The organism is Vreelandella andesensis (assembly GCF_003989795.1).
GTDB classification, from domain to species: Bacteria; Pseudomonadota; Gammaproteobacteria; order Pseudomonadales; family Halomonadaceae; genus Vreelandella; species Vreelandella andesensis.
This window is the reverse complement of the sequence record NZ_RZHG01000010.1, coordinates 167605-187672: the sequence shown is the minus strand read 5'-3', so window position 1 is coordinate 187672 and position 20068 is coordinate 167605. Positions and strand designations below refer to the sequence as shown.

Annotated in this window: 16 protein-coding genes; 6 read left to right on the top strand and 10 right to left on the bottom strand. The window is 51.8% G+C overall.

What is annotated here, in order from left to right; all coding sequences use genetic code 11:
* Positions 1-50: 50 nt before the first annotated feature.
* Both ELY33_RS06000 and ELY33_RS05995 read left to right on the top strand, forming a co-directional pair.
* Positions 51-875 (top strand): class I SAM-dependent methyltransferase, encoded by an 825-nt coding sequence (locus tag ELY33_RS06000; protein ID WP_126945411.1) that lies wholly within the window; start codon positions 51-53, stop codon positions 873-875.
* A 42-nt stretch (positions 876-917) separates the two neighbouring features.
* Complete coding sequence (locus ELY33_RS05995; protein ID WP_126945408.1) at positions 918-1487, top strand: hypothetical protein; 570 nt, start codon at positions 918-920, stop codon at positions 1485-1487.
* On the opposite strand, the gene ELY33_RS05990 is transcribed toward ELY33_RS05995, so the two are convergent.
* The gene (locus ELY33_RS05990) at positions 1484-3382 is read right to left on the bottom strand and encodes a monovalent cation:proton antiporter-2 (CPA2) family protein (protein WP_126945405.1); all 1899 of its coding nucleotides are present in this window, start codon (positions 3380-3382) and stop codon (positions 1484-1486) included. The two genes, ELY33_RS05995 and ELY33_RS05990, sit on opposite strands and share 4 nt — an antisense overlap.
* A 118-nt stretch (positions 3383-3500) precedes the next feature.
* Between ELY33_RS05990 and ELY33_RS05985 the strand changes: the two genes are divergently transcribed.
* From ELY33_RS05985 to ELY33_RS05975, 3 genes are read left to right on the top strand one after another with little or no spacing between them, the layout of a single operon-like run.
* Positions 3501-3776, top strand: coding sequence for a Trp family transcriptional regulator (locus ELY33_RS05985; RefSeq protein ID WP_126945403.1), 276 nt, complete (start codon positions 3501-3503; stop codon positions 3774-3776).
* Positions 3777-3778: 2 nt separating this feature from the next.
* A complete protein-coding gene (locus ELY33_RS05980) occupies positions 3779-5200 on the top strand; it encodes an anthranilate synthase component I family protein (RefSeq protein ID WP_126945400.1) in 1422 nt (473 codons plus the stop codon).
* A complete protein-coding gene (locus ELY33_RS05975; protein WP_126945397.1) occupies positions 5197-5856 on the top strand; it encodes an anthranilate synthase component II in 660 nt (219 codons plus the stop codon). Before ELY33_RS05980 ends, ELY33_RS05975 begins: the two co-directional genes overlap by 4 nt.
* A gap of 119 nt (positions 5857-5975) precedes the next feature.
* On the opposite strand, the gene rluF is transcribed toward ELY33_RS05975, so the two are convergent.
* From rluF to cysM, 7 genes are all read right to left on the bottom strand, one after another.
* Complete coding sequence (gene rluF, locus ELY33_RS05970) at positions 5976-7079, bottom strand: 23S rRNA pseudouridine(2604) synthase RluF (RefSeq protein WP_126945394.1); 1104 nt, start codon at positions 7077-7079, stop codon at positions 5976-5978.
* Positions 7080-7130: 51 nt separating this feature from the next.
* Positions 7131-7676 (bottom strand): DUF924 family protein, encoded by a 546-nt coding sequence (locus tag ELY33_RS05965; RefSeq protein WP_126945391.1) that lies wholly within the window; start codon positions 7674-7676, stop codon positions 7131-7133.
* A gap of 88 nt (positions 7677-7764) precedes the next feature.
* Positions 7765-10413, bottom strand: a complete 2649-nt coding sequence (gene ppc, locus ELY33_RS05960) for a phosphoenolpyruvate carboxylase (protein WP_126945388.1) — start codon at positions 10411-10413, stop codon at positions 7765-7767.
* A gap of 47 nt (positions 10414-10460) precedes the next feature.
* Complete coding sequence (gene mazG, locus ELY33_RS05955; protein WP_126945385.1) at positions 10461-11300, bottom strand: nucleoside triphosphate pyrophosphohydrolase; 840 nt, start codon at positions 11298-11300, stop codon at positions 10461-10463.
* Positions 11300-13576, bottom strand: coding sequence for a GTP diphosphokinase (relA, locus tag ELY33_RS05950; protein ID WP_126945383.1), 2277 nt, complete (start codon positions 13574-13576; stop codon positions 11300-11302). The genes mazG and relA overlap by 1 nt, the downstream gene beginning before the upstream one ends.
* A 70-nt stretch (positions 13577-13646) precedes the next feature.
* Positions 13647-15113, bottom strand: a complete 1467-nt coding sequence (rlmD, locus tag ELY33_RS05945) for a 23S rRNA (uracil(1939)-C(5))-methyltransferase RlmD (protein ID WP_126945380.1) — start codon at positions 15111-15113, stop codon at positions 13647-13649.
* Positions 15114-16010 (bottom strand): cysteine synthase CysM, encoded by an 897-nt coding sequence (gene cysM, locus ELY33_RS05940; RefSeq protein WP_126945377.1) that lies wholly within the window; start codon positions 16008-16010, stop codon positions 15114-15116. It lies immediately after the preceding gene.
* Positions 16011-16101: 91 nt separating this feature from the next.
* Between cysM and ELY33_RS05935 the strand changes: the two genes are divergently transcribed.
* The gene (locus ELY33_RS05935) at positions 16102-18801 is read left to right on the top strand and encodes an ATP-binding protein (protein WP_126945374.1); all 2700 of its coding nucleotides are present in this window, start codon (positions 16102-16104) and stop codon (positions 18799-18801) included.
* A 41-nt stretch (positions 18802-18842) separates the two neighbouring features.
* Here the strand turns inward: ELY33_RS05935 and acpS are convergent, their stop codons facing one another.
* Complete coding sequence (gene acpS, locus ELY33_RS05930; protein WP_126945490.1) at positions 18843-19220, bottom strand: holo-ACP synthase; 378 nt, start codon at positions 19218-19220, stop codon at positions 18843-18845.
* 1 nt (position 19221) lies between these two features.
* The gene (pdxJ, locus tag ELY33_RS05925; protein ID WP_126945371.1) at positions 19222-20046 is read right to left on the bottom strand and encodes a pyridoxine 5'-phosphate synthase; all 825 of its coding nucleotides are present in this window, start codon (positions 20044-20046) and stop codon (positions 19222-19224) included.
* Between the last annotated feature and the right edge of the window lie 22 nt (positions 20047-20068).

Genomic DNA, 20068 nt, shown 5'->3' with positions numbered 1-20068 from the left:
ACGCTGGCCAATGGTCGGCGTTGATTTTTGTAAGGTATTGAGACACTGACATGTCCACTCATCAGCGGCTTGCAGAGCATTACCATCAAGGGTTACGCGATGACGATATCCTTGACCAAATTCGCACCCATTATCCTGATGGCCCAACTCTTCACCAGCTTGCCCCGCTAGACCAGCTGCATATCGGCGGCATTGCCGCTTCTAAAAAGCTGCTTAACCTGCTTGATCCGTCGCTACACAAAACTGTGCTCGATATCGGTTCAGGTTTAGGGGGGTTAATGCGCCAAGGGGCAGCGCTAGGTTTTCAACTGACTGGGTTAGATATCACCCATCGTTTTAACGTGCTTAACCAGGCGCTAACGGACTTATCAGTTGATTTGACCCACCCACCACTTCGCTGGGTTACTGGAGATGCCTGCGCGTTACCCTTTCCAGAAAGCACATTCGATGCAGTGCTGTTTCAGCACAGCCTGATGAATATGCCCGACCCCTCCCGTGTTATTGCCGAAAGCCGACGCGTGCTTCGCCCAGGCGGCAAGCTTGTCATGCATGAAGTGGTTAGCGGGAAAAACCTTGCCGATCTGCGCTATCCAGTTCCTTGGGCAGCAACGCCAGAGCACTCGCACTTACTAACAATCACAGAACTGACGGGCTTATTGGAGGCAAACGGCTTTCAGCTTCAGCACAGTGAAGATTGGAGTAGCACTGCGCTTGAGTGGCGGCAGCGGCAGCGGCAGAAAGAGCAAACTAACACTGTCGCTGTGCTTTCTCCGCAATGGGTATTTGGCGAGCGCTTTTTAAACATGGGTAAAAATCTGCTAGAAAATTTATCAAATAGCGCAATTAACGTGGTAGAAATCAGCGCCCGTTGCTAGGCTGAGTAAATAACTTCCTTAACCAGGGAACGAGGAACGCCAATGAAACGCTTGGCAAGCACCCTGCTCTATGGATTCACTGGTTCGATGCTACCGCTCATAAGCTGTTTCGCCAGCGGTGGAGATACCGACCTTGCCTATGCGACTCCCAATAGTGAGTTCGTGTCCCTACGCAACGGTGTTGTTTTGGAAGGCAGTGACCTAAGTAGCCTCGATAGCTACACAACAGGCTTTCGCTTTACGGCAGGTTTTAGTCCATGGCAACTACCACAGCTGGATATTGGCGCTGAAATTGCCTACCGCGAAAGTGAAGAAGTCCCCATCTCTTCTAATGCAGACCCTCTCATCATGGATACCCTCAGCCTAGGCGGAGCCATCGTTGCAGGCCTTAGAATGGGGGCCTTTAGTATTTACGCGAAGTCTGGCATAACCGAGTGGCGTGGCGAAACCGATCAACCATTAGCTGACGACAGCGGCACCGCCTTCCTGCAAGGATTTGGTGCCACCATGACCATCAATCGCTTGGTAAGTCGCCTAGAATACGAACGCATCGACGCCCCCACCCTCAGCCACCTCAATATGTTAAGCGCTTCCCTGCACCTACCGTTTTAGCGGTTTCCCTCGGGTGCCTGTTCGGGTGGCGTCCATGTGGGCTCATCTTCTTGATTTGGCTTCTCCACGCCATGCTGCATGGACGTACTTAACGCTTCTTCCAATTTCATAAACAGTTCACCATAACGCGGGCTAAAACTAATACCCTCCTCGATTTCCTTCCAGGCCTCAAACAGTACATCCTCATGGGCATTTTCGTGCTGCTCAAAAGCGTCGGTCATTTGCTTAGCACGCATGGGGTGTACGCCCATAGCTGTTAACGTATGACCGCCCAGCTCCAGCGCAGAGTGATAGACCTCTCTGGTTACATCGTCCGCTCCCGCTTCGCGAAGTTGATAACAATGACCACGGTCGAAGGCACGTGCCAATACCCAAACGTTAGGATAGTAGTGCTTGACGTGCTTCACCATATCTACAGCGCGCTCTCGATCATCAATAGCCACCACCAGTACGCGCGCATGCGCAATACCCGCGGTTTCTAGATGGTCTGAACGGCTCGCATCACCAAAATAGCTTTTAATACGAATATATCGAAGGAGTTCAATTTGCTTAATTTCGAGATCAAGAGCCACGATAGGGATATTGTTTGCCCGTAACAGGCGGCATACAACCTGACCAAAACGACCAACTCCGGCAACGATGACAGGTGCTTGCTCTTCAATCGTATCCGCATCGCGCTTGTTATTATTAGTTGTTTGGTAACGCGGCAGCACTAAGCGGTCATAGGCGATAAACAATAGTGGCGTTACAAACATTGAAAATGCGACAACCAGTGAAAGTACTTGCGATACATTGAAAGGAATAACGTTGCTTTGCACGCTATAGGTTAACAACACAAACCCAAACTCACCCGCCTGGGCAAGGCTCAGCGTAAACAACCAACCATTACTGCTACGAACTCCAAACAGCGTTGCTAACCCGAATAAGAGCACGCCTTTAACAGCAATGACGACGACACCGAGGGCTAGTACCGTTGCCCATTGCGATGCGAGCACCTGAAAATCTATTCCCGCCCCCACCGTGATAAAGAATAGACCTAATAAGAGCCCTTTAAATGGCTCTATATTGGCCTCAATTTCGTGTTTGAATTCACTGTTCGCCAGTACAACGCCGGCTAAGAAAGCACCTAAAGCGGGTGATAGATTGACCAACCCCATGAGGGCGGCGATACCAATCACCAGCATTAGTGCTGCCGCGGTAAATACTTCGCGCAAGCCTGAAGAGACGACGTAGCGGAATAATAGAGGGCCAAGGTAATACCCCCCAACAATAACGAACCCAATAGCCCCAATCACTACTAACCCATGGAGCCAGGCAGACATTCCTTCTACAAGGCTAAGACTTCCATGCTCCGCGTAGTTTCCACCTTCTCCCGCCAGCTCGGGCAATGCTAGCAGCGGAATAAATGCCAACATTAGGATGACCGCAATATCCTGAAAGAGCAGCACCGAAAACGCACTTCGCCCGCCATCTGTTTTTGTGAGTCCTTTTTCATTTAGGGTTTGCAGCACAATCGCCGTTGAAGACAGTGCAAAAATCAGCCCGATAGCGAGAGACGCTTGCCAAACAAGCCCCAACCACCAAGCTATAGCAGTGCCTGCAGCGGCGGTTATTAGCACCTGCAAACCACCCATTCCTATCAAGCGCACCCGCATGGCCCATAAGCTTCGAGGATCTAACTCCATTCCCACCAAAAACAGCATCATTACCACACCAAACTCGGCGAAATGCTGAATTGTGGTGGTCTCCTGCCCGACTAACCCAAGCATAGGCCCAATCACTACCCCAGCGACCAAATAGCCAAGCACCGAACCCAGTCCAAACCGTTTGGCAAGGGGAACCGCTACCACCGCGGCGATAAGGTAGATAAACGCTTGAATAAAATAGTCGGTCATCGGGCTTCCTCAGGTTGACGCAAAAAGCTTGACTTCATCGAACAATAAGGTAACGTACTAGTACGCTAGTACAGGATCTTATTCACTTTTTTGGGTGGCAACACGGTAACCTCACGCTATGTCATTTGATGAACATCAAGCTGATTTAATACGCTACTTACTCGCCATTGACTCGCCAGAGGCAATGAATGAGGCACTAGCCAGCTTATTAACGCCCGCTGAATACCAAGAAATCAGCAAGCGCCTACAAATTTTTAAGCTGCTGCGTGAAGGTGTTCCTCATCGCAAAATTGCCGAAACCCTAGGCGTTGGTATTGCCACAGTTTCCCGCGGCTCTCGCGCTTTAACCGCATTACCTTCATCAACATCGTTACCTTTTTCACGGACCGATTGATCATGACGACAGCCACTATGTCTGCTTCATCAAGCCCACAGCCATTTACGCTGCCGCGCAAGCCTCATTACGTTACCTTGGCGGCAGACTGTGACTTTTTTGCATTGTTTCAAAAAATAGAACGCCAATTTAATACCTGCTACATGCTGGAATCACTGGGCGAAGATAGCCACATGGCGCGCCACTCGATTATTGGCTTTGACCCGGAGTACACGCTCTACGCTAATGGCAAGACGCTGAGCATTGAAGATCGCGACGGCAACGCCAATCATTACCCCAGCGACAACCCTTATGAACTGCTGCGCAGCCTGATCCCGCAAAACATTATTTCACGCAAATATGCGGGCGGATTAAGTGGCTATCTGGGTTACGACGCCATGCAATACTTTGAGCCTTCCCTAACGTTGAAAGCCAGTGACGACTTCGACACCTTTCGGTTCGGGCTTTATAAGGATGGGCTGATCCTCGACAAAATGACTGGGGAAGTCACCTATTTTTATTACGATAATAGCCGCTATACGTTTCTCCAGGCGCTGATCGACGCTGACGACGCCCCTTCAGGCCCACTGCATATCACCGCACTTGGCGACACCATGAGCCAGGCAGAACACGCCGCCGCCGTCGCTAAGGTGAAGCAAGACATTATTGACGGTAAGGTTTTCCAGTGCGAAGTGGGCTTTAAAAAGCGCTTTCGCATTCAAGGCGATACATTGGCGCTCTACGATCAGCTGCGTACCATCAACCCGTCACCGCAGATGTATTACGTCAAGTTCGGCGAGCAGAAGCTGATTGGCGCAAGCCCTGAACTGCTGTTCCGGTTACGTCAGGGAGAAATGGAAACCTTTCCGCTGGCAGGCACGACCACTCGCGGCAAGACAGCGCAGGAAGATACTCAACTGGCCCGCGCGCTGCTCAACGACCCGAAAGAAATTGCCGAACACAACATGATTGTCGACCTACACCGCAATGATATTGGCCGGGTGGCGCAGTTCGGCACGGTGAAAGTGCGCAGCCTGATGGACATCAAGCGCTTTAGCCACGTCCAGCATATCTCCAGCGAGATTGTCGGGATTATCGCCGAAGGGGAAGACATGTTTACCTCGCTGGCCAGTAATTTTCCGGCGGGCACACTGACCGGCGCCCCCAAGATCGAGGCAATGAAAATTATCGACGATCTGGAAACTGACGGGCGTGGCCCTTACGGTGGCGCGGTTGGCCAGTTTTCATTCAATGGCGACTGCACCTTTGCGATTCCCATTCGCACGGTGTTTGTTAACGGCGAAAACGCTTATGTGCAGACCTGTGGTGGCAACGTCTTTGATAGTAACGCTGAGGATGAATACGAAGAGATTCGCCGCAAATTTGCCGGTACCCGCAAAGCCCTTGCCCCTTTTATGAGCGCGGATATGGAGAGCCAAGCATGAAGGTGCTAATTATCGATAACTACGATTCTTTTACCTATAACTTGTATCAATTTATAGGTGAGATTTTAACGACGGAGAAAAATCGCGGCGGGCTGGCGGACTTCGAGATTCTGGTGAAGCGCAACAATCAGATTGATTTTCAGGCCATTGAGGCCATGGCACCAGATCGCATTATTATCTCCCCCGGCCCAGGCTCGCCCGATGATCCACGCTATTTTGGCGTCTGTGCTGACGTGATTGAAAGGCTCGGCAAGACGACACCGCTGCTAGGGGTTTGTCTGGGCATGCAGGGAATCGTCCATGTGTTTGGCGGCAAGGTTGTAAAAGCGCCATTACCTATGCATGGCAAAATCAGCCCGATAAACCACAACAATCATTCAGTCTTTAATGGCGTGCCCGACCAACTTGAAGTGATGCGCTATCACTCATTAATTGCTGATGCGGCGACACTGCCCGACTGCTTGGAGGTGACCGCAACAGTAGGCGCACTGGGCGCTGACAAGTTCGAACAACGCGACCAGTGGCAAACGGTAGGCGAATTCGAATTGATGGGCGTCAAACATCGTGATTACCCGATTCATGGCATCCAGTTTCACCCTGAATCGTTTGCAACCGAAGGTGGCAAGGAGCTGATCGCTAACTTTCTGTTTGCCTAACCTTGTTGGAGTTTCTAACTATCTAAGTTGATTAACGTTGACGGCGGGCATCAACCCGCCCTTTCTTGACCATCCTTTCTTGACCATCCTTTCTTAACCGCCTTTCCCTAACAAACAGATTAACGCTTTCCTTTCGCGCGTGGGGGCTTACTTGAGACAGGCTTACTTGAGACAGACTTACCTGAGGTTGGTTTGCCTGATCGCCCGACCCCACCTTTACCCACTGGTTTCGCCCCGGCTTTGCCTTTCGCACCGGGCTTTCCTGCTTTGGCCTTTGGAGGGTGCTTACCTGCCGGATTACCTTTCGGGCCAGGGCGCACTTTTCCACTGGCGGCTTTTTTGCCTTTGGCCGCTGGTTTCCCTGTGGCGCTGGCACCGGGCTTGGCCGCGTTTTTTGCCACCTGCTGGCGCCCACCGTTGCCCTTGGCGGCAGGGTTGACTTTGTTGGAGCCGGCACCCGCGTTGTAATCGGGCCTCGCGGGCTTGCTTTTATCGGGCACGGCTTGCGAACGTTCCGTGAGTGCGACGATGGTATCGATCTCTTTCGGCGTTAAATCCCGCCAGTCACCCAGGGCCAGGCTTTTCAGAGACACGTTCATGATACGTGTACGAACAAGCTGAGTGACCTCATAGCCGAAATATTCGCACATGCGACGAATCTGGCGATTCAATCCTTGCACCAGCGTGATAGTGAACACAAAGGTCGATTCTTTGCTCACTTTGCACTTTTTGGTGACCTGCCCCAGGATTGGCACCCCGTTTTGCATATCCGCAACAAACTCATCGGTAATCGGCTTGTTGACCGTTACCACATACTCTTTCTCGTGGTTATTATTGGCGCGCAGAATTTTATTAACCAAGTCGCCGTTGTTGGTCAGAAAAATAAGCCCCTGGGAGTCTTTATCCAGCCGCCCGATAGGAAAGATGCGCGTGCCGTGCTTAACGAAGTCAACAATATTGTCTTTTTCGCTAGATTCGGTGGTACTGACAATACCCACCGGCTTATTGAGTGCAATAAGCACTAAATCCTCTTCTTCTTGAGGCTCAATGTCCTGGCCATTGACCTTTACTCGGTCACCTGCCACCACCTGATCGCCTGTCGTCGCACGGCGTCCGTTAATCCAGACGTTGCCTTGCTCCACAAAGCGGTCAGCCTCCCGACGGGAACAAAGACCACTTTCACTGATGTACTTATTGATCCGGGTCGATTTTCGTAATGACATAAAACGCCATAGGCATAGGTGGAATGAACAAAAGCCGCGTATTAAAAGCGCTTAAAACGCCGAGCCGGGCTGCGTGAGAAAGTCGACTTCTTCAAGCGTTGAGGCTCTTTTCAATACCGCGTTGCGATGCGGGTAGCGACCAAAGCGGTCGATAATGACCTTGTGGCGCGCCTCAAAGTCCAGGTTGTTCTCTAACCCCGGCTGATTGAAAAGCTGCATTGCGATGGCGTGGATTTTAGCAGACTCACTGTGCATGTAAGGCATGTATAAAAAGCTGCGTTCGGTCACTGATAATGTCTGATCCGCGCCATGAGCGACCGCTTCCTGAGCCAGCGCCAGGGCCATACCATCACTGGCAAACGCGCGTGCATCGTCTCGATAAATATTTCTCGAAAACTGGTCCAGTACAATGATTTCCGCCAACCGCCCCTGTGGGTGACTTCGCCACTCAAAACACTCGCAGGCGGCGGCCTGGACATGGGTAGCACCAAAACGCGCTGCGATCTGCTGGTCCATGTCGGGGTCTTTTTTAAACCATTGGGCGGGTGTTAATTCATCAAACCAGAACTTTAATACGGCCTGAGCATCCTGTGACATATCACGTCCCTTTTTGATGGCTATTTTTTATGGCAGAACGATAAAAATGCCGCCACGAGTGTGGCGGCAAAACCGAATAGCATTGTATTTAACCGGTGTTACGCAGGCCTGCGGCAATCCCTGCCATGGTCACCATCAGCGCCCGCGAGAGGTCTGCACTGATCGCACCATCGGCATCTCGATTACGTTGTAGAAGTTCCGCTTGCAAGCCATGAAGTGGGTCGATGTAGGGATTGCGCACATCAATTGCCTGGCGAATCAGCGGTGTATTTTCGAGGAGTTTCTCTTGCTGGAGAATATCCAGCACCACATTTTCTAGGCACTCAAATCGCGTACGCAGTTTTTTGCCCAGCGCTTTCAATGAGGGCTCGTCGACCAACCGATGCTCGTAATAAGCAGCAATCGCTACGTCCGCTTTTGCCAACAACATCTCCAACATATCGAGATAGGTGCCAAAGAAAGGCCATTGGCTACGCATTTCCTGCAAGACTTCTCGACCACCCGGCTGCTCTAAACGCCGCGAAAACGCTTCACCACTGCCTAGCCAGGCAGGGAGCATCAAGCGAATCTGCGTCCAGGCAAAAATCCACGGAATCGCGCGCAACGTTTCTACGCCTCCATCCTGACGGCGCTTAGTTGGCCGAGAGCCGAGCGGCAACCTGCCCAGCGCACCTTCCGGCGTAACAGACCGGAAGTACGGGACAAAGTCGGGGTCTTCCCGCACGACACCGACGTAGGCGGCATGGGCCACTTTCGCCAGTTGGTCCATCTCTTCCCGCCAGTGAGGTTCCGGCGCGGGCGGCGGTAACAAGGTGGCCTCAAGCACGGCACAGGCGTAAATTTCCATTGAGCGCAGGGCGATATCCGGCTGCCCAAACTTGAAGCGAATCATCTCACCCTGTTCAGTTACCCGCAGACTACCATTCACTGAACCTGGCGGTTGAGAGAGAATCGCCGCATGGGCAGGACCGCCACCACGACCTACGGTACCTCCGCGGCCATGGAAAAGCGTCAAATCCACGCCATGTTTGTTGCATACATCGACCAACGATTCCTGGGCACGGTACTGTGCCCAGGCGGCGGCAAGCTGTCCGGCGTCTTTGGAAGAGTCAGAATAGCCAATCATGACTTCTTGTCGGTCTTTTGCCAGGGCGCGGTAACCCGGTAACGTCAGCAATTGATCGATAACATCGCCCGCATGATCAAGATCGTTTAGGGTTTCAAATAGCGGTGCGATAGGTAGCGTGACTTGTCCCCCAACTTCTTTCATCAACAGCGCCACTGTTAAAACATCCGAGGGCTCGGCAGCCATTGAAATAATATATGTGCCTAGCGCTTCGGCGTGCTCTTGAGCGATTACTTTGAAGGTATCGAGCACTTCGCGGGACTCTGCCGAACACTCCCAACGGCGTGGAATCAGCGGCCGCCGTGATTCAAGTTCGCCCAATAGAAACTCTTGGCGCTGCGCTTCACTCCACTCCTGATAGTGACCCAAGCCCAGCACACTGGTGAGTTCTTCCATCACCTGGGCGTGGCGACTGGCTTCCTGGCGCAGATCAAGCTTGGTCAACGTGACACCGAACACTGCCACGCGTCGCAAGGTATCAAGCAACGCGCCGTTGGCAATCGTATCCAGTCCGACATCACACAGTGAGCGGTAGCACGCCAGCAGCGGCGAATAGAGCTGGTCGCGGGTTTCAATAATTGGCCCGCCATCATAGTTGCGGCCATCCAGCTCGGCTTTTGCCCAGTCGCGGGTGGCTTCCATTTTGTTAAGTAGGCGCTTGAGCAGTTCACGGTAAGGCTCAGTACCTTCCCCTACCTCTGCCTTTAAGGCACTGTTGGCTTTCCACATAGAAAGCTCGGTTTTCAGCTGCTCAATATCCCGTAAATAGAGATCGGCAGCCATCCATCGGCCCAATAACAGCACCTCTCGCGTCACACGCGCCGTTACATTTGGATTGCCGTCTCGGTCACCACCCATCCAAGAAGCATAGCGAATTGGCGCCGCATCCAACGGCAACCGCTCTCCGGCAGTATCCAGCAATAAATTATCGAGATCACGGTGAAAGTCTGGCACCGCCTGCCACAAGGAGTTTTCGATAACAGCGAAGCCCCACTTGGCCTCATCAACAGGCGTCGGACGTTCATGACGAATTTCATCGGTATGCCACGCCTGACTGATCAACTCTTCCAAACGCCCTTGAGCGCGGGTTCCACGTTCCGGGTAGTCTTCGGAGCTTTCAATGGCAGTCAGGCATTCGTCGATAGCATCATATTTCTGAATCAGCGTGCGGCGAATAACTTCTGTTGGGTGGGCGGTAAGCACGAGCTCAACGCGCATGCTGGCCAAAGTTTCTACTAACTTGCGCGGCGAATTACCCGCCTGCTGAGCACGGCTTAACAGTTCACCAAGCACCGGCTGGGTGCCAGGCTTGTAGTCTTCCACTCGGCGAAAGCGCGCCCGGTAGTGCTGCTCAGCAATATTGGCGAGGTTTAAGAACTGGTTAAACGCACGCGTAACGGGCAGCAGATCGCGTTCAGGCAATTGGCGTAGATACTCAATGAGTTCACGCTGCTGCAATGAATCGCCCTGGCGTCCCCGCTTAGCATGGGCACGAATCGTTTCAATTTTATCAACAAAAGACTGGCCTAAATCATCGGCAATCGTACGGCCCAGGCTGTCGCCGAGAATGCGTACGTTATCACGTAGCGATTCGTGTAGGTCGTGACTCATTGGCATGGCCTCCTTGCGGGGTCGCATTAGTTGTTAAATGTTAGCAATTAAGGGGTAAATGTTTTTTCTTGTGCTTTTGCGGCTTGCCAATGGCTTTCCATTTCATCAAGCGAGGCGTCGGCCAGCGGACGCGCATCGGCGGCAAGCTTGCCCTCAACGTAGCGAAAGCGGCGCTCAAATTTCGTGTTAGTACTACGCAGGCATCGTTCGGGGTCAGCCCCGACTGTGCGAGCTAAATTGGTCACTGCAAACAGCAGGTCGCCAACTTCTTCTTGGACATGCTGTTGGTTTCCCTCGGCAAGGGCTTCTTCAACTTCAGCCAGCTCTTCACGGATTTTGTCTAGCACGCCGCTGGCATCCGGCCAGTCAAACCCGACCCTGGCGGCGCGTTTCGACAGCTTAGCGGCACGGCTGAGCGCAGGTAGCGTGCGCGGAACATCGTCAAGTACCGAAGGCGCTGTATGTTGTGCACGCTCGGCACGCTCATTGGCTTTGAGCGCTTCCCAGCGCGAATTAACGTGCTCGGTTTGTACGTCCTCGGCACTCACTCCAGGTGGACGCCGCGACGCGAGCGTGCCATCGGGAAACACATGCGGATGACGTCGCACCATTTTCGCAGTTAACGTATCGACAATGTCATGAAAGTCAAAGCGCTGCTCCTCGGCACTAAACTGGGCGTAGTACACCACTTGAAAAAGCAGGTCGCCCAGTTCACCCGGCAATTCATCGAAGGCGCGTCGCTCAATAGCGTCAGCAACTTCGTAAGCTTCTTCTATGGTGTGGGGAACAATGCTATCCCAATCTTGCTTGATATCCCAAGGGCAACCCTGTTCCGCATCGCGGAGTACCGACATCAACGTGAGCAGATCATCGACGCTGTAACGCATCAAGCTCCTCCTTTGCGGGGATTTTTCTCTGGGTCAGCATTGCGCAATCGGCGCACTTCCGTGACATTGGGCAGTTGCTGAATACGGGAAAACAAGCGCCCTAACGATTCAAGACCGTCAACCTCAAGTGTGATGCGCAACCGCGCAATCCCCTTATCGGTATCTGTTAGCGTGTTCACTGCTAATACATTAACCTTTTCATTACCTAATAGTCCGGTTACATCGCGCAGCAATCCAGAGCGATCCCATGCTTGAATTTCAATAGTGACGGGGTAACGGGTGTGGGCGCGCTCACCCCACTCTACTTCGATAATGCGTTGGGGCTCTTCCATACGCAATTGAAGAATATTGCTACAATCCTGGCGATGGACGGTGACACCGCGGCCTTGGGTAATAAAGCCCACTATCGGTTCGCCTGGCACTGGCCGACAGCAGTTGGCCATGCTGGTTTTTAAGTTACCGACACCCAGTACGGTGATATCGCTTTTCGTTGCTTTGCTTTGCTGACGACGAGGCTTTGCAAGCAATCGATCTAATTGCTCTTGATCATCAGTTTCACCAAACAGTTGCTGAGCTTGATGGAGTACTTGGCCGATACGCAGGTCGCCCGCGCCAAGAGCGGCATACATATCGTCGGCATTTTGGTAGTTAACAGCACCGGCAAGCTTAGCGAGATCAAGCCCTTCAACATCCAAACGGCGCATCTCACGCTCGAACAGCGCCCGCCCTTCATCTAAGTTTTGGTCTCGCGCTTGGTACTTAAACCACGCCTGGATTTTGGCACGCGCCCGAGAGGTACGCACATAGCCCAAACTAGGGTTTAGCCAGTCGCGACTGGGGCCACCTTTGGTTGCTGTTAAAATCTCAACTTGCTGACCAGTCTTTAATTTGTAGGTAAGCGGGACGATACGGCCATTAATCTTGGCACCGCGACAGCGGTGACCAATTTCAGTGTGCACGCGATAAGCAAAATCGATGGGCGTTGCAATGCGAGGTAGGTCAATGACATGGCCATCGGGGGTAAAGACATAGATCCGATCAGGCGCCACATCACTTGAGAGCCCTTCACGTAAATCACCAAAACCACCCACTTCGTCCTGCCACTCAAGTACCTGACGCAACCAGGCAATTTTTTCTTCATAACTTCGGCTTTTGGCGTTGGTATCGTGGCCTTTATACCGCCAGTGGGCGCATACACCCAACTCTGCTTCGTCATGCATTGCAAAGGTGCGTATCTGGATTTCCAGCACCTTATTTTCCGGCCCCATCACTGCGGTATGCAGCGACTGGTAACCATTTTTCTTCGGATTAGCAATATAGTCATCAAACTCGTTAGGCACATGGTGCCAGCGGGAATGAACAATCCCGAGTACGGTGTAGCAGTCAGCTACATCGGGCACCAGAATGCGCACTGCGCGCACGTCGTGTACCTGGGAAAAATCAATCCGTTTGCGCTTCATTTTGCGCCAGATTGAGTAAATATGTTTGGCTCGGCCGTCCACGTCGTAGTGGTGAATATTCTGGGCTTCCATCAAGCTCTTGATGGTTTCCACCACGTCGTGAATATAGCGATCACGATCTAAGCGCTTTTCCGCCAGCAGCTTAGCAATCGTTTTGTACTCTTCTTCATGCAGATAGCGAAATGATAGGTCTTCAAGCTCCCACTTGATTTGACCTATTCCTAATCGATGAGCAAGTGGCGCATAAATATCGGCCACTTCGCGCGCTACTTGTAAGCACTTTTCACGGGGCGCATCTTTTACTTGGCGCAAAGCGCAGGTGCGTTCCGCAATTTTGATCAGTGCAACGCGAACATCCCCGACCATGTTAACCAGCATTTTGCGCAGATTTTCCTGCTGGTTATGCTGCCCCATACCATGATTGGGTGTTAGTGGGTAGCTAATGGCCGCCATTTGCAGAACGCCATCGATCAGCTTAGCGACCTCTTCTCCAAAACGCTTGGTAACCGCTTCTATACTCAGCAGCCCCTCGCGAACTGCACGATACAACACGGCAGCCTCAAGGGTTGGCTGGTCAAGCTTGAGCTCGGCCAATATATCGGCCATTTCCAGCCCCATTCGAAAACTTGAACCTGGCGAGAGCCACGCGCGGTGGGTTTGCGGCGCCTCTCGCTCCAACTGCTCAGCAAGTTCACACGCTTGCGAGAGTCGCTCGGGTTCGCGTAGGCGCACATCTTCTTGAAGGCGCGCTAACCACTGCTGAATGTCTACCTTTCCGCTTTGTGTAAGCGGTTGGTCTGCACGCACTTTCACCATGACAATGATTCATCCTTTCAGGGAAACGGCTATTCATTTTCCGTCACCGAGGCTTGATGCAAAGGGCTGGCTAGCCCTCGTATTCAAACAGCATCAGCGTTTCCAGGTGAGCAGTGTGTAGAAACATATCTGCCACTGCGACTTGCTTGACACGATAACCTGCATGCACAAGATGTGCCGCATCGCGAGCAAGCGTTGCTGGATCACAAGAAATATAGGCCACCCGGGATACATTGTAACTGCTTAATACTTGGCAAACTGCTTCTGCGCCGTTGCGAGGTGGATCCAGCACAACTGCATCTATTTGTTGGTGCTCGCTGAGTAGCCTTTTCACCGTGTGAGCGTCACTTAAGTCGGCTTGCTGAGCATGCACATCCAACTGATTAGCTTCTGCGTTGGCAGTAATTTGCTTCACCATCGCCGGGCTGCCTTCTACGGCGATCACCTCTGCTCCAGCCGCCGCTAGCGGCAGGCTGAAGTTGCCAATCCCAGCAAAGAGGTCTAGGAGCTGTTGCCCTGGCGATGGCTTCAACCATGCTATCACCTGGGCTACCATCTTTTGGTTAACCTCAGCATTTACCTGTAAAAAATCGCCTGGCGAGAAACGTAACGTCAGTAAATTGGATACCTCATCAGCTGACGAACGATGCTCAATGTTTGGCAAACTCGCTCTTTGAATATCGAGTTCATCAAGGTTAACCACTTCTTGTAGAGTAGGTGCCCCGCTACTATGCGCACTATTCCAGTGCAAAACTGGTGTTTCCCGCCCTAACCAAGTGCCTAGCGCGACATGCTGCTGCTCCGCAAAGCGCTGCCAACGGGCCATATCTTGATCATGTGCTTTTAACTGACGCACCAGTACCACCGTCGCCTCATTGGTCGCCAGTAGTTCAACATGGCCAACAAGACGGGGAGAGGCTAACGTTGCTAGCAGTTGCCGCAACGGAAGGATCAATGCATTCAACGCTGGCACCAAAACATGGCACTGCTCAATATCAACTAACCGATGACTGTTGGGCGCTCGAAATCCCAGGAGAACATTACCCTGTCCATCCACCCTAACCCCCAAGCGTGCGCGACGTCGGTAGTGCTCGCTACTGCCATCTAACGCAGCAATTGAACCTAGCGTTAGTCCTTGGCGCGCCATCAGCTCGGTGACCACATCGCGCTTATGCTGACGTTGTGCAGCAAGGTTAAGGTGTTGTAAATCACAGCCGCCACACTGGCCAAAGTAAACACAAGCAGGCTGAACTCTCTGCTCTGATGTGGTCAGCCGCGTTTTAATATGCGCTTCGTCATATCGTTTACGGGTAACGTGTACTGCCACATCGACATGCTCACCAGGTAACGCTTGATCAATAAACACAGTTTTACCCGCTGTGTTATGCGCTACACCACGGCCATCATGGGCTAGACGCTCAACCACCAGCGTTGTCGAGGTCTCATCGTTAGACTCAGTTTTACGGTTTGGTTTGCGTACGAGTCCCGAGTGTCCTGAGGCGGGGCGAGGTGGCCGCCGCTTACCCAACATGGCCATCTATAACTCCGGCGCAAATAAGCCTGTGGAAAGGTAGCGATCACCCCGGTCACAAACGATAAAGACAATGACCGCGTTCTCGGTTTGCTCTGCAATGCGCAGAGCGCCCGCCAAACAGCCACCCGATGACACTCCTGCTAAAATACCCTCTTCACGGGCCAAACGGCGCATGTGGGCTTCTGCTTCTAGCTGACCGATATCCAGGGTAATATCGACTCTTGGTGGTTCAAAAATCGACGGCAAATACTCTTTTGGCCAACGACGAATCCCAGGAATGCTTGCGCCATCCGCAGGTTGTAAACCAACAATTTGGATCGCTGGGTTCTGTTCCTTAAGGTAGCGCGACACCCCCATGATGGTGCCCGTCGTGCCCATTGAACTGACAAAATGCGTCACTTCACCGCCAGTTTGCTGCCATACTTCCGGCCCCGTTGTGCGGTAATGTGCTAGCGGATTATCAGGATTGGCAAATTGATTTAGCGGCTTACCTTCACCTTTCGCAATCATGGCATCAGCAATGTCTCGTGCCTCCTCCATTCCGCCTTGTTTACTGGCTGAAATCAACGTGGCGCCGTAAGCCGCCATGGCCTGCTTGCGCTCTTCTGAGGCGTTTTCAGGCATAATTAGCGTCATTTTGTAGCCTTTGATAGCAGCAGCCATGGCGAGTGCAATGCCAGTATTGCCTGAGGTTGCCTCCACCAGCGTATCGCCTGGAACGATATCGCCCCGCGCTTCTGCTTCACTGAGCATAGAAAGTGCTGGGCGATCTTTCACAGAACCAGCAGGGTTATTACCCTCTAGCTTGGCAAGAAGCGTGTTATTACGACCGGCGGTTATGCGCTTTAAACGAACCAGTGGCGTATTGCCAACCACATCTTCGAGCGTCGGATAATTCATCGTACATTCCTTATCGTCACCATTATGCTGCATTATATCGGTGCTGCCGTTAGCTTGACAGGCACCCTCATTGAATCAACGAGCTTCTCTCATGTCTTTAAACACGCGCTTATTGTTTGCGTTACTCGGATTTCCGCTTCTTGTCTATGCCGTCATGGCAATACTGCTGGTGGTTCAAAGCGAGGCCACTAACAGTGACAGACTAAAGGAACGGTTAGTTAGCGCAGGTGAGTTGCTGGCACCAAGCCTAGGCAACGCCATGGTAGATGGCGATTTACCTCGCTTAGAAGCCATTGCCAGACAGCTTTTGGAACACAACGGGTTACGCGCGGTGACACTTTTCGACGAGCAAGGGAGCCGTTTATTGGTGCTGGGGCATTCGATACCTCCACCGCCTCGCCTAAATGCCCCCAGCTCCACGGCGCTCACCATGGATGAAACTATTTGGCGTATACAGGTGCTGTTAAGCACGTTTCACGGCCAGCAATCTAATTTTACCAATACTGGCTGGCTGGAAGCCGAGATGGACATACGCACGCTTAAGCTGGAGCGCTACAAACTTATTGCTAGTCTTAGCTTAGGCGGCATGCTGCTTGGCCTGCTGCTTTTTTTAGTCGCGTTTGCAATCAGTCGTTACGCTACCCGCCCAATTGAAGAAGCCAATCAAGCACTTTACCGTCTATCCCGGGGGGACTATCGACTTTTTGTTGCGGCTGCCCGCCCTACCGAGTTTCGACAATTGGCAGAGCATATTAATAGTCTAGCGGAACATTTTCAGCAGGCTCAGCATGATATGCAAAGCCAGATCGAGCAAGCGACCAGTGAACTGCAAGAGTCCATGGAGACGATTGAAGAACAAAATATCAAACTCGATCTTGCTCACCGAAGCGCCCTTCGAGCGAATGCCGTGAAGTCGGAATTCCTAGCTAATATGAGCCATGAGATTCGCACCCCTTTAAACGGCATTATTGGGTTTTGCCGTTTACTAGGCCGCTCATCGCTCGATGCTCGACAGAAAGAGTGGCTAGAACATGTGCATCGAGCTTGCGACAACCTGTTGATGCTAGTCAATGATGTGTTGGACTTCTCGAAACTAGAAGCTGACCAGCTGACGCTAGAGAAGGTTGATATTGATTTTGTGACACTAGTAGATGAAGTCGTTGGCCTTCACGCGCCCGAAGCGCAACGTAAACAACTCCATTTAGTGGCGATGGTGTACGACGATGTACCGCCAACGCTTTATGGCGACCCGCTACGAATTCATCAAGTCCTTAATAATTTAACCAGTAACGCCCTGAAGTTTACCCATAAGGGAGAAGTCATTATCCGTGTGATGCTGGATAGCCAAGAGGGCCAGCATGTTGTACTGCGCGTTAGCGTTAGCGACACAGGCATTGGCTTGAGCAATGAACAACAACCGCAACTGTTTAGTGCGTTTTCCCAAGCAGACCCCAGCCACTCCAGACAATTTGGCGGTAGTGGTTTAGGACTGACTATTTGCAGGCAGCTGGTTCAACGAATGGGCGGAGAGATTTCGGTTGATAGCGAGCCAAGAGAAGGGGCAACGTTCTCATTCACGTTGCCATTACTTGCAGACATGACAAATGAACGGACGCAAGAACTCTCACTGGACGGCTCAATCATTCGTATTCATGAACCCCATCTACCCACTCGTAACGTATTAGAGCACTTGGTGGAACGCTGGGGCGCATCGGCCGTCTCTTTCATTGAGTCCGGCAATGAACAGTTGCTCATACTGAGCCTGGAACGTGATGATTTTATCGGTGAGCGAAAGACGTATTGGCTATCGATTATTGCTCAAGCACCCTGCCCCACACTGATACTTGCTAACGCTACCAGCTTTGAGTTGCCTCTCTGGGAGCTTCCCAATGGGGGCGATATGCTGTGTAAACCATTTACCAGAGCTAAATTGGTTGCCACGTTTAAACTGCTATTAGAGCCTGTCAAAGCTCCTACTCTAGCAAACACACCAACGATTAAGTCATTACCCTTACCAACATTGACAGTTCTGATCGTTGACGATAACGCACCCAATCGCGAACTATTAAAAGCCATACTGGAAAGCGATCATCTCAACATTGTGTTAGCTGCCAGCGGACAGGAAGCGCTGAATTATGCGCGCCAGCACGAAGCCGACATGGTGCTAATGGATATTCGCATGCCTGATATGGACGGCGTTCAAACCACCCAGGCATTGCGGCGGATTAATAATAGCTGGGCACGCTGCCCTATTATTGCAGTAACCGCTCATGTACTTAGCGCTGAGCGCCAACAGTGGCTTGCAGAAGGGTTAGACGAAATACTAGTAAAACCTATCAGTGAAGCTCAACTGCAACAGCAATTTCAACGCTTCTTAGGCATTGCGTTGCCGACAAGCCCGCTTTTAGATAAGTCGCAGAAGGCGTCTGCAATTGGTTCTGCACCAGATTCATTACCTGTCATTGACCTTGAGCTAGGCACGCGCTTAGCAGGTGGCAATCCCAAGTTCGCTAAAATGCAGTTGAAACGACTGATCGATAGCCTGAATGAATGTGAACAGCGAATCCGCAGCGCTTTCGAAGACAACAATCTGATGGTGTTGATCGATCATATTCATGCGCTCAATGGTGCCAGCCGGTACTGTGGTGCACCCGAGCTAGCACTGACGGTAGAAACACTGGAAACACGTTTGCGCACAGGAGGATTAGAGCAAGCCGAGAGCTTAATTGATGAGCTGTATACCACCATTAAACGCCTCAGAGAGCAGCGAAGCACGTTAGATGAGCGTTAATTATTAAAGAACTGATCCTAGAAAAAGCTAACCCTTAAGAACTATCGCTCAAGCACTACGAATGCCACTGCGTAATCTGCTTCATCGCTAAGCGTTATATGGGCTGCAGAAGCGCCACTGGTTTGAAACAGACGAAGTGCTTCACCGCTTAGCTGCAGGCTTGGCTTGCCCAGCGAATCATTGAGGATCTGAATATCGCCCCATTGCATGCCGCTTCTCAGACCAAGCCCTAGCGCTTTAACATAGGCTTCTTTTGCCGCAAAACGCTTTGCTAGATAGCTGGCGGGCTGACCTTTTTCCTGCCAGACCGCTTGCTCGTCAGGGCCTAAAATTCGATGGGCAAAGCGTGGCCCATGACGTTTTACTGCTTTAGTAAAACGCTCGACTTGGGCGATATCTGATCCAATTCCGATGATCATCTTAGTGGCTACAGCAACCACGGTGGTCGTGGTTGTGGTCGTCGTTGTGATCGTGGTCATGCGCATCTAATGCTGCCATTAAACCCGCTTCTTGACCCGCAATAATCAAGCGCTTCATTTCTTGAATAGCGTCTTTCAACCCGACAAAAAGCGCACGTGCGATAATGGCGTGACCAATATTGAGCTCATTGACTCCCGGCAGCGCAGCAATCGCTTCCACGTTGTGGTAGTGCAACCCATGGCCAGCGTTAACCACTAGGCCAGCAGAAACAGCATGAATGGCCGCTGCACTCAGGCGGTCATATTCGGCAATAGCAGCTTCACTGCCAGGCTTTGCTTCTGCATAGGCTCCGGTATGAAGCTCAATCGTTGGTGCACCCGCACGTATAGCAGCATCAATTTGCGCGCTATCTGGATCTATAAACAAAGACACATCGCAACCAGCTGCACGTAAGCGTTGACAGGCATTGGCAATAAGATCAAATCCACCAACAACGTCCAAGCCACCTTCTGTCGTTAACTCTTCACGCTTTTCTGGCACCAAACACACGTGCGTCGGGCGTATTTCCTCAGCCAACGCCAACATTTCTTCAGTAACAGCCATCTCTAAATTCATGCGTGTATTGAGCACTTCTGCCAATAGGCGAACGTCTCTAGGCTGGATATGGCGACGGTCTTCACGCAGGTGCACCGTAATACCATCAGCGCCTGCTTCTTCCGCTAACAACGCTGCTTGAACGGGATCGGGGTAACGAGTACCACGCGCTTGGCGCAGCGTCGCAATGTGATCGATGTTAACGCCTAATAAAATCCGCGGAGGATGCATCGCGTGTCTCCAATAAGTGATA

Bases quoted from the DNA above. Each gene is read 5' to 3' on its own strand.
- ELY33_RS06000 (WP_126945411.1), top strand. From the start codon at position 51: ATGTCCACTCATCAGCGGCTTGCAGAGCATTACCATCAAGGGTTACGC.
- ELY33_RS05995 (WP_126945408.1), top strand. From the start codon at position 918: ATGAAACGCTTGGCAAGCACCCTGCTCTATGGATTCACTGGTTCGATG.
- ELY33_RS05990 (WP_126945405.1), bottom strand. From the start codon at position 3,382: ATGACCGACTATTTTATTCAAGCGTTTATCTACCTTATCGCCGCGGTG.
- ELY33_RS05985 (WP_126945403.1), top strand. From the start codon at position 3,501: ATGTCATTTGATGAACATCAAGCTGATTTAATACGCTACTTACTCGCC.
- ELY33_RS05980 (WP_126945400.1), top strand. From the start codon at position 3,779: ATGACGACAGCCACTATGTCTGCTTCATCAAGCCCACAGCCATTTACG.
- ELY33_RS05975 (WP_126945397.1), top strand. From the start codon at position 5,197: ATGAAGGTGCTAATTATCGATAACTACGATTCTTTTACCTATAACTTG.
- rluF (WP_126945394.1), bottom strand. From the start codon at position 7,079: ATGTCATTACGAAAATCGACCCGGATCAATAAGTACATCAGTGAAAGT.
- ELY33_RS05965 (WP_126945391.1), bottom strand. From the start codon at position 7,676: ATGTCACAGGATGCTCAGGCCGTATTAAAGTTCTGGTTTGATGAATTA.
- ppc (WP_126945388.1), bottom strand. From the start codon at position 10,413: ATGAGTCACGACCTACACGAATCGCTACGTGATAACGTACGCATTCTC.
- mazG (WP_126945385.1), bottom strand. From the start codon at position 11,300: ATGCGTTACAGCGTCGATGATCTGCTCACGTTGATGTCGGTACTCCGC.
- relA (WP_126945383.1), bottom strand. From the start codon at position 13,576: ATGGTGAAAGTGCGTGCAGACCAACCGCTTACACAAAGCGGAAAGGTA.
- rlmD (WP_126945380.1), bottom strand. From the start codon at position 15,113: ATGGCCATGTTGGGTAAGCGGCGGCCACCTCGCCCCGCCTCAGGACAC.
- cysM (WP_126945377.1), bottom strand. From the start codon at position 16,010: ATGAATTATCCGACGCTCGAAGATGTGGTTGGCAATACGCCACTGGTT.
- ELY33_RS05935 (WP_126945374.1), top strand. From the start codon at position 16,102: ATGTCTTTAAACACGCGCTTATTGTTTGCGTTACTCGGATTTCCGCTT.
- acpS (WP_126945490.1), bottom strand. From the start codon at position 19,220: ATGATCATCGGAATTGGATCAGATATCGCCCAAGTCGAGCGTTTTACT.
- pdxJ (WP_126945371.1), bottom strand. From the start codon at position 20,046: ATGCATCCTCCGCGGATTTTATTAGGCGTTAACATCGATCACATTGCG.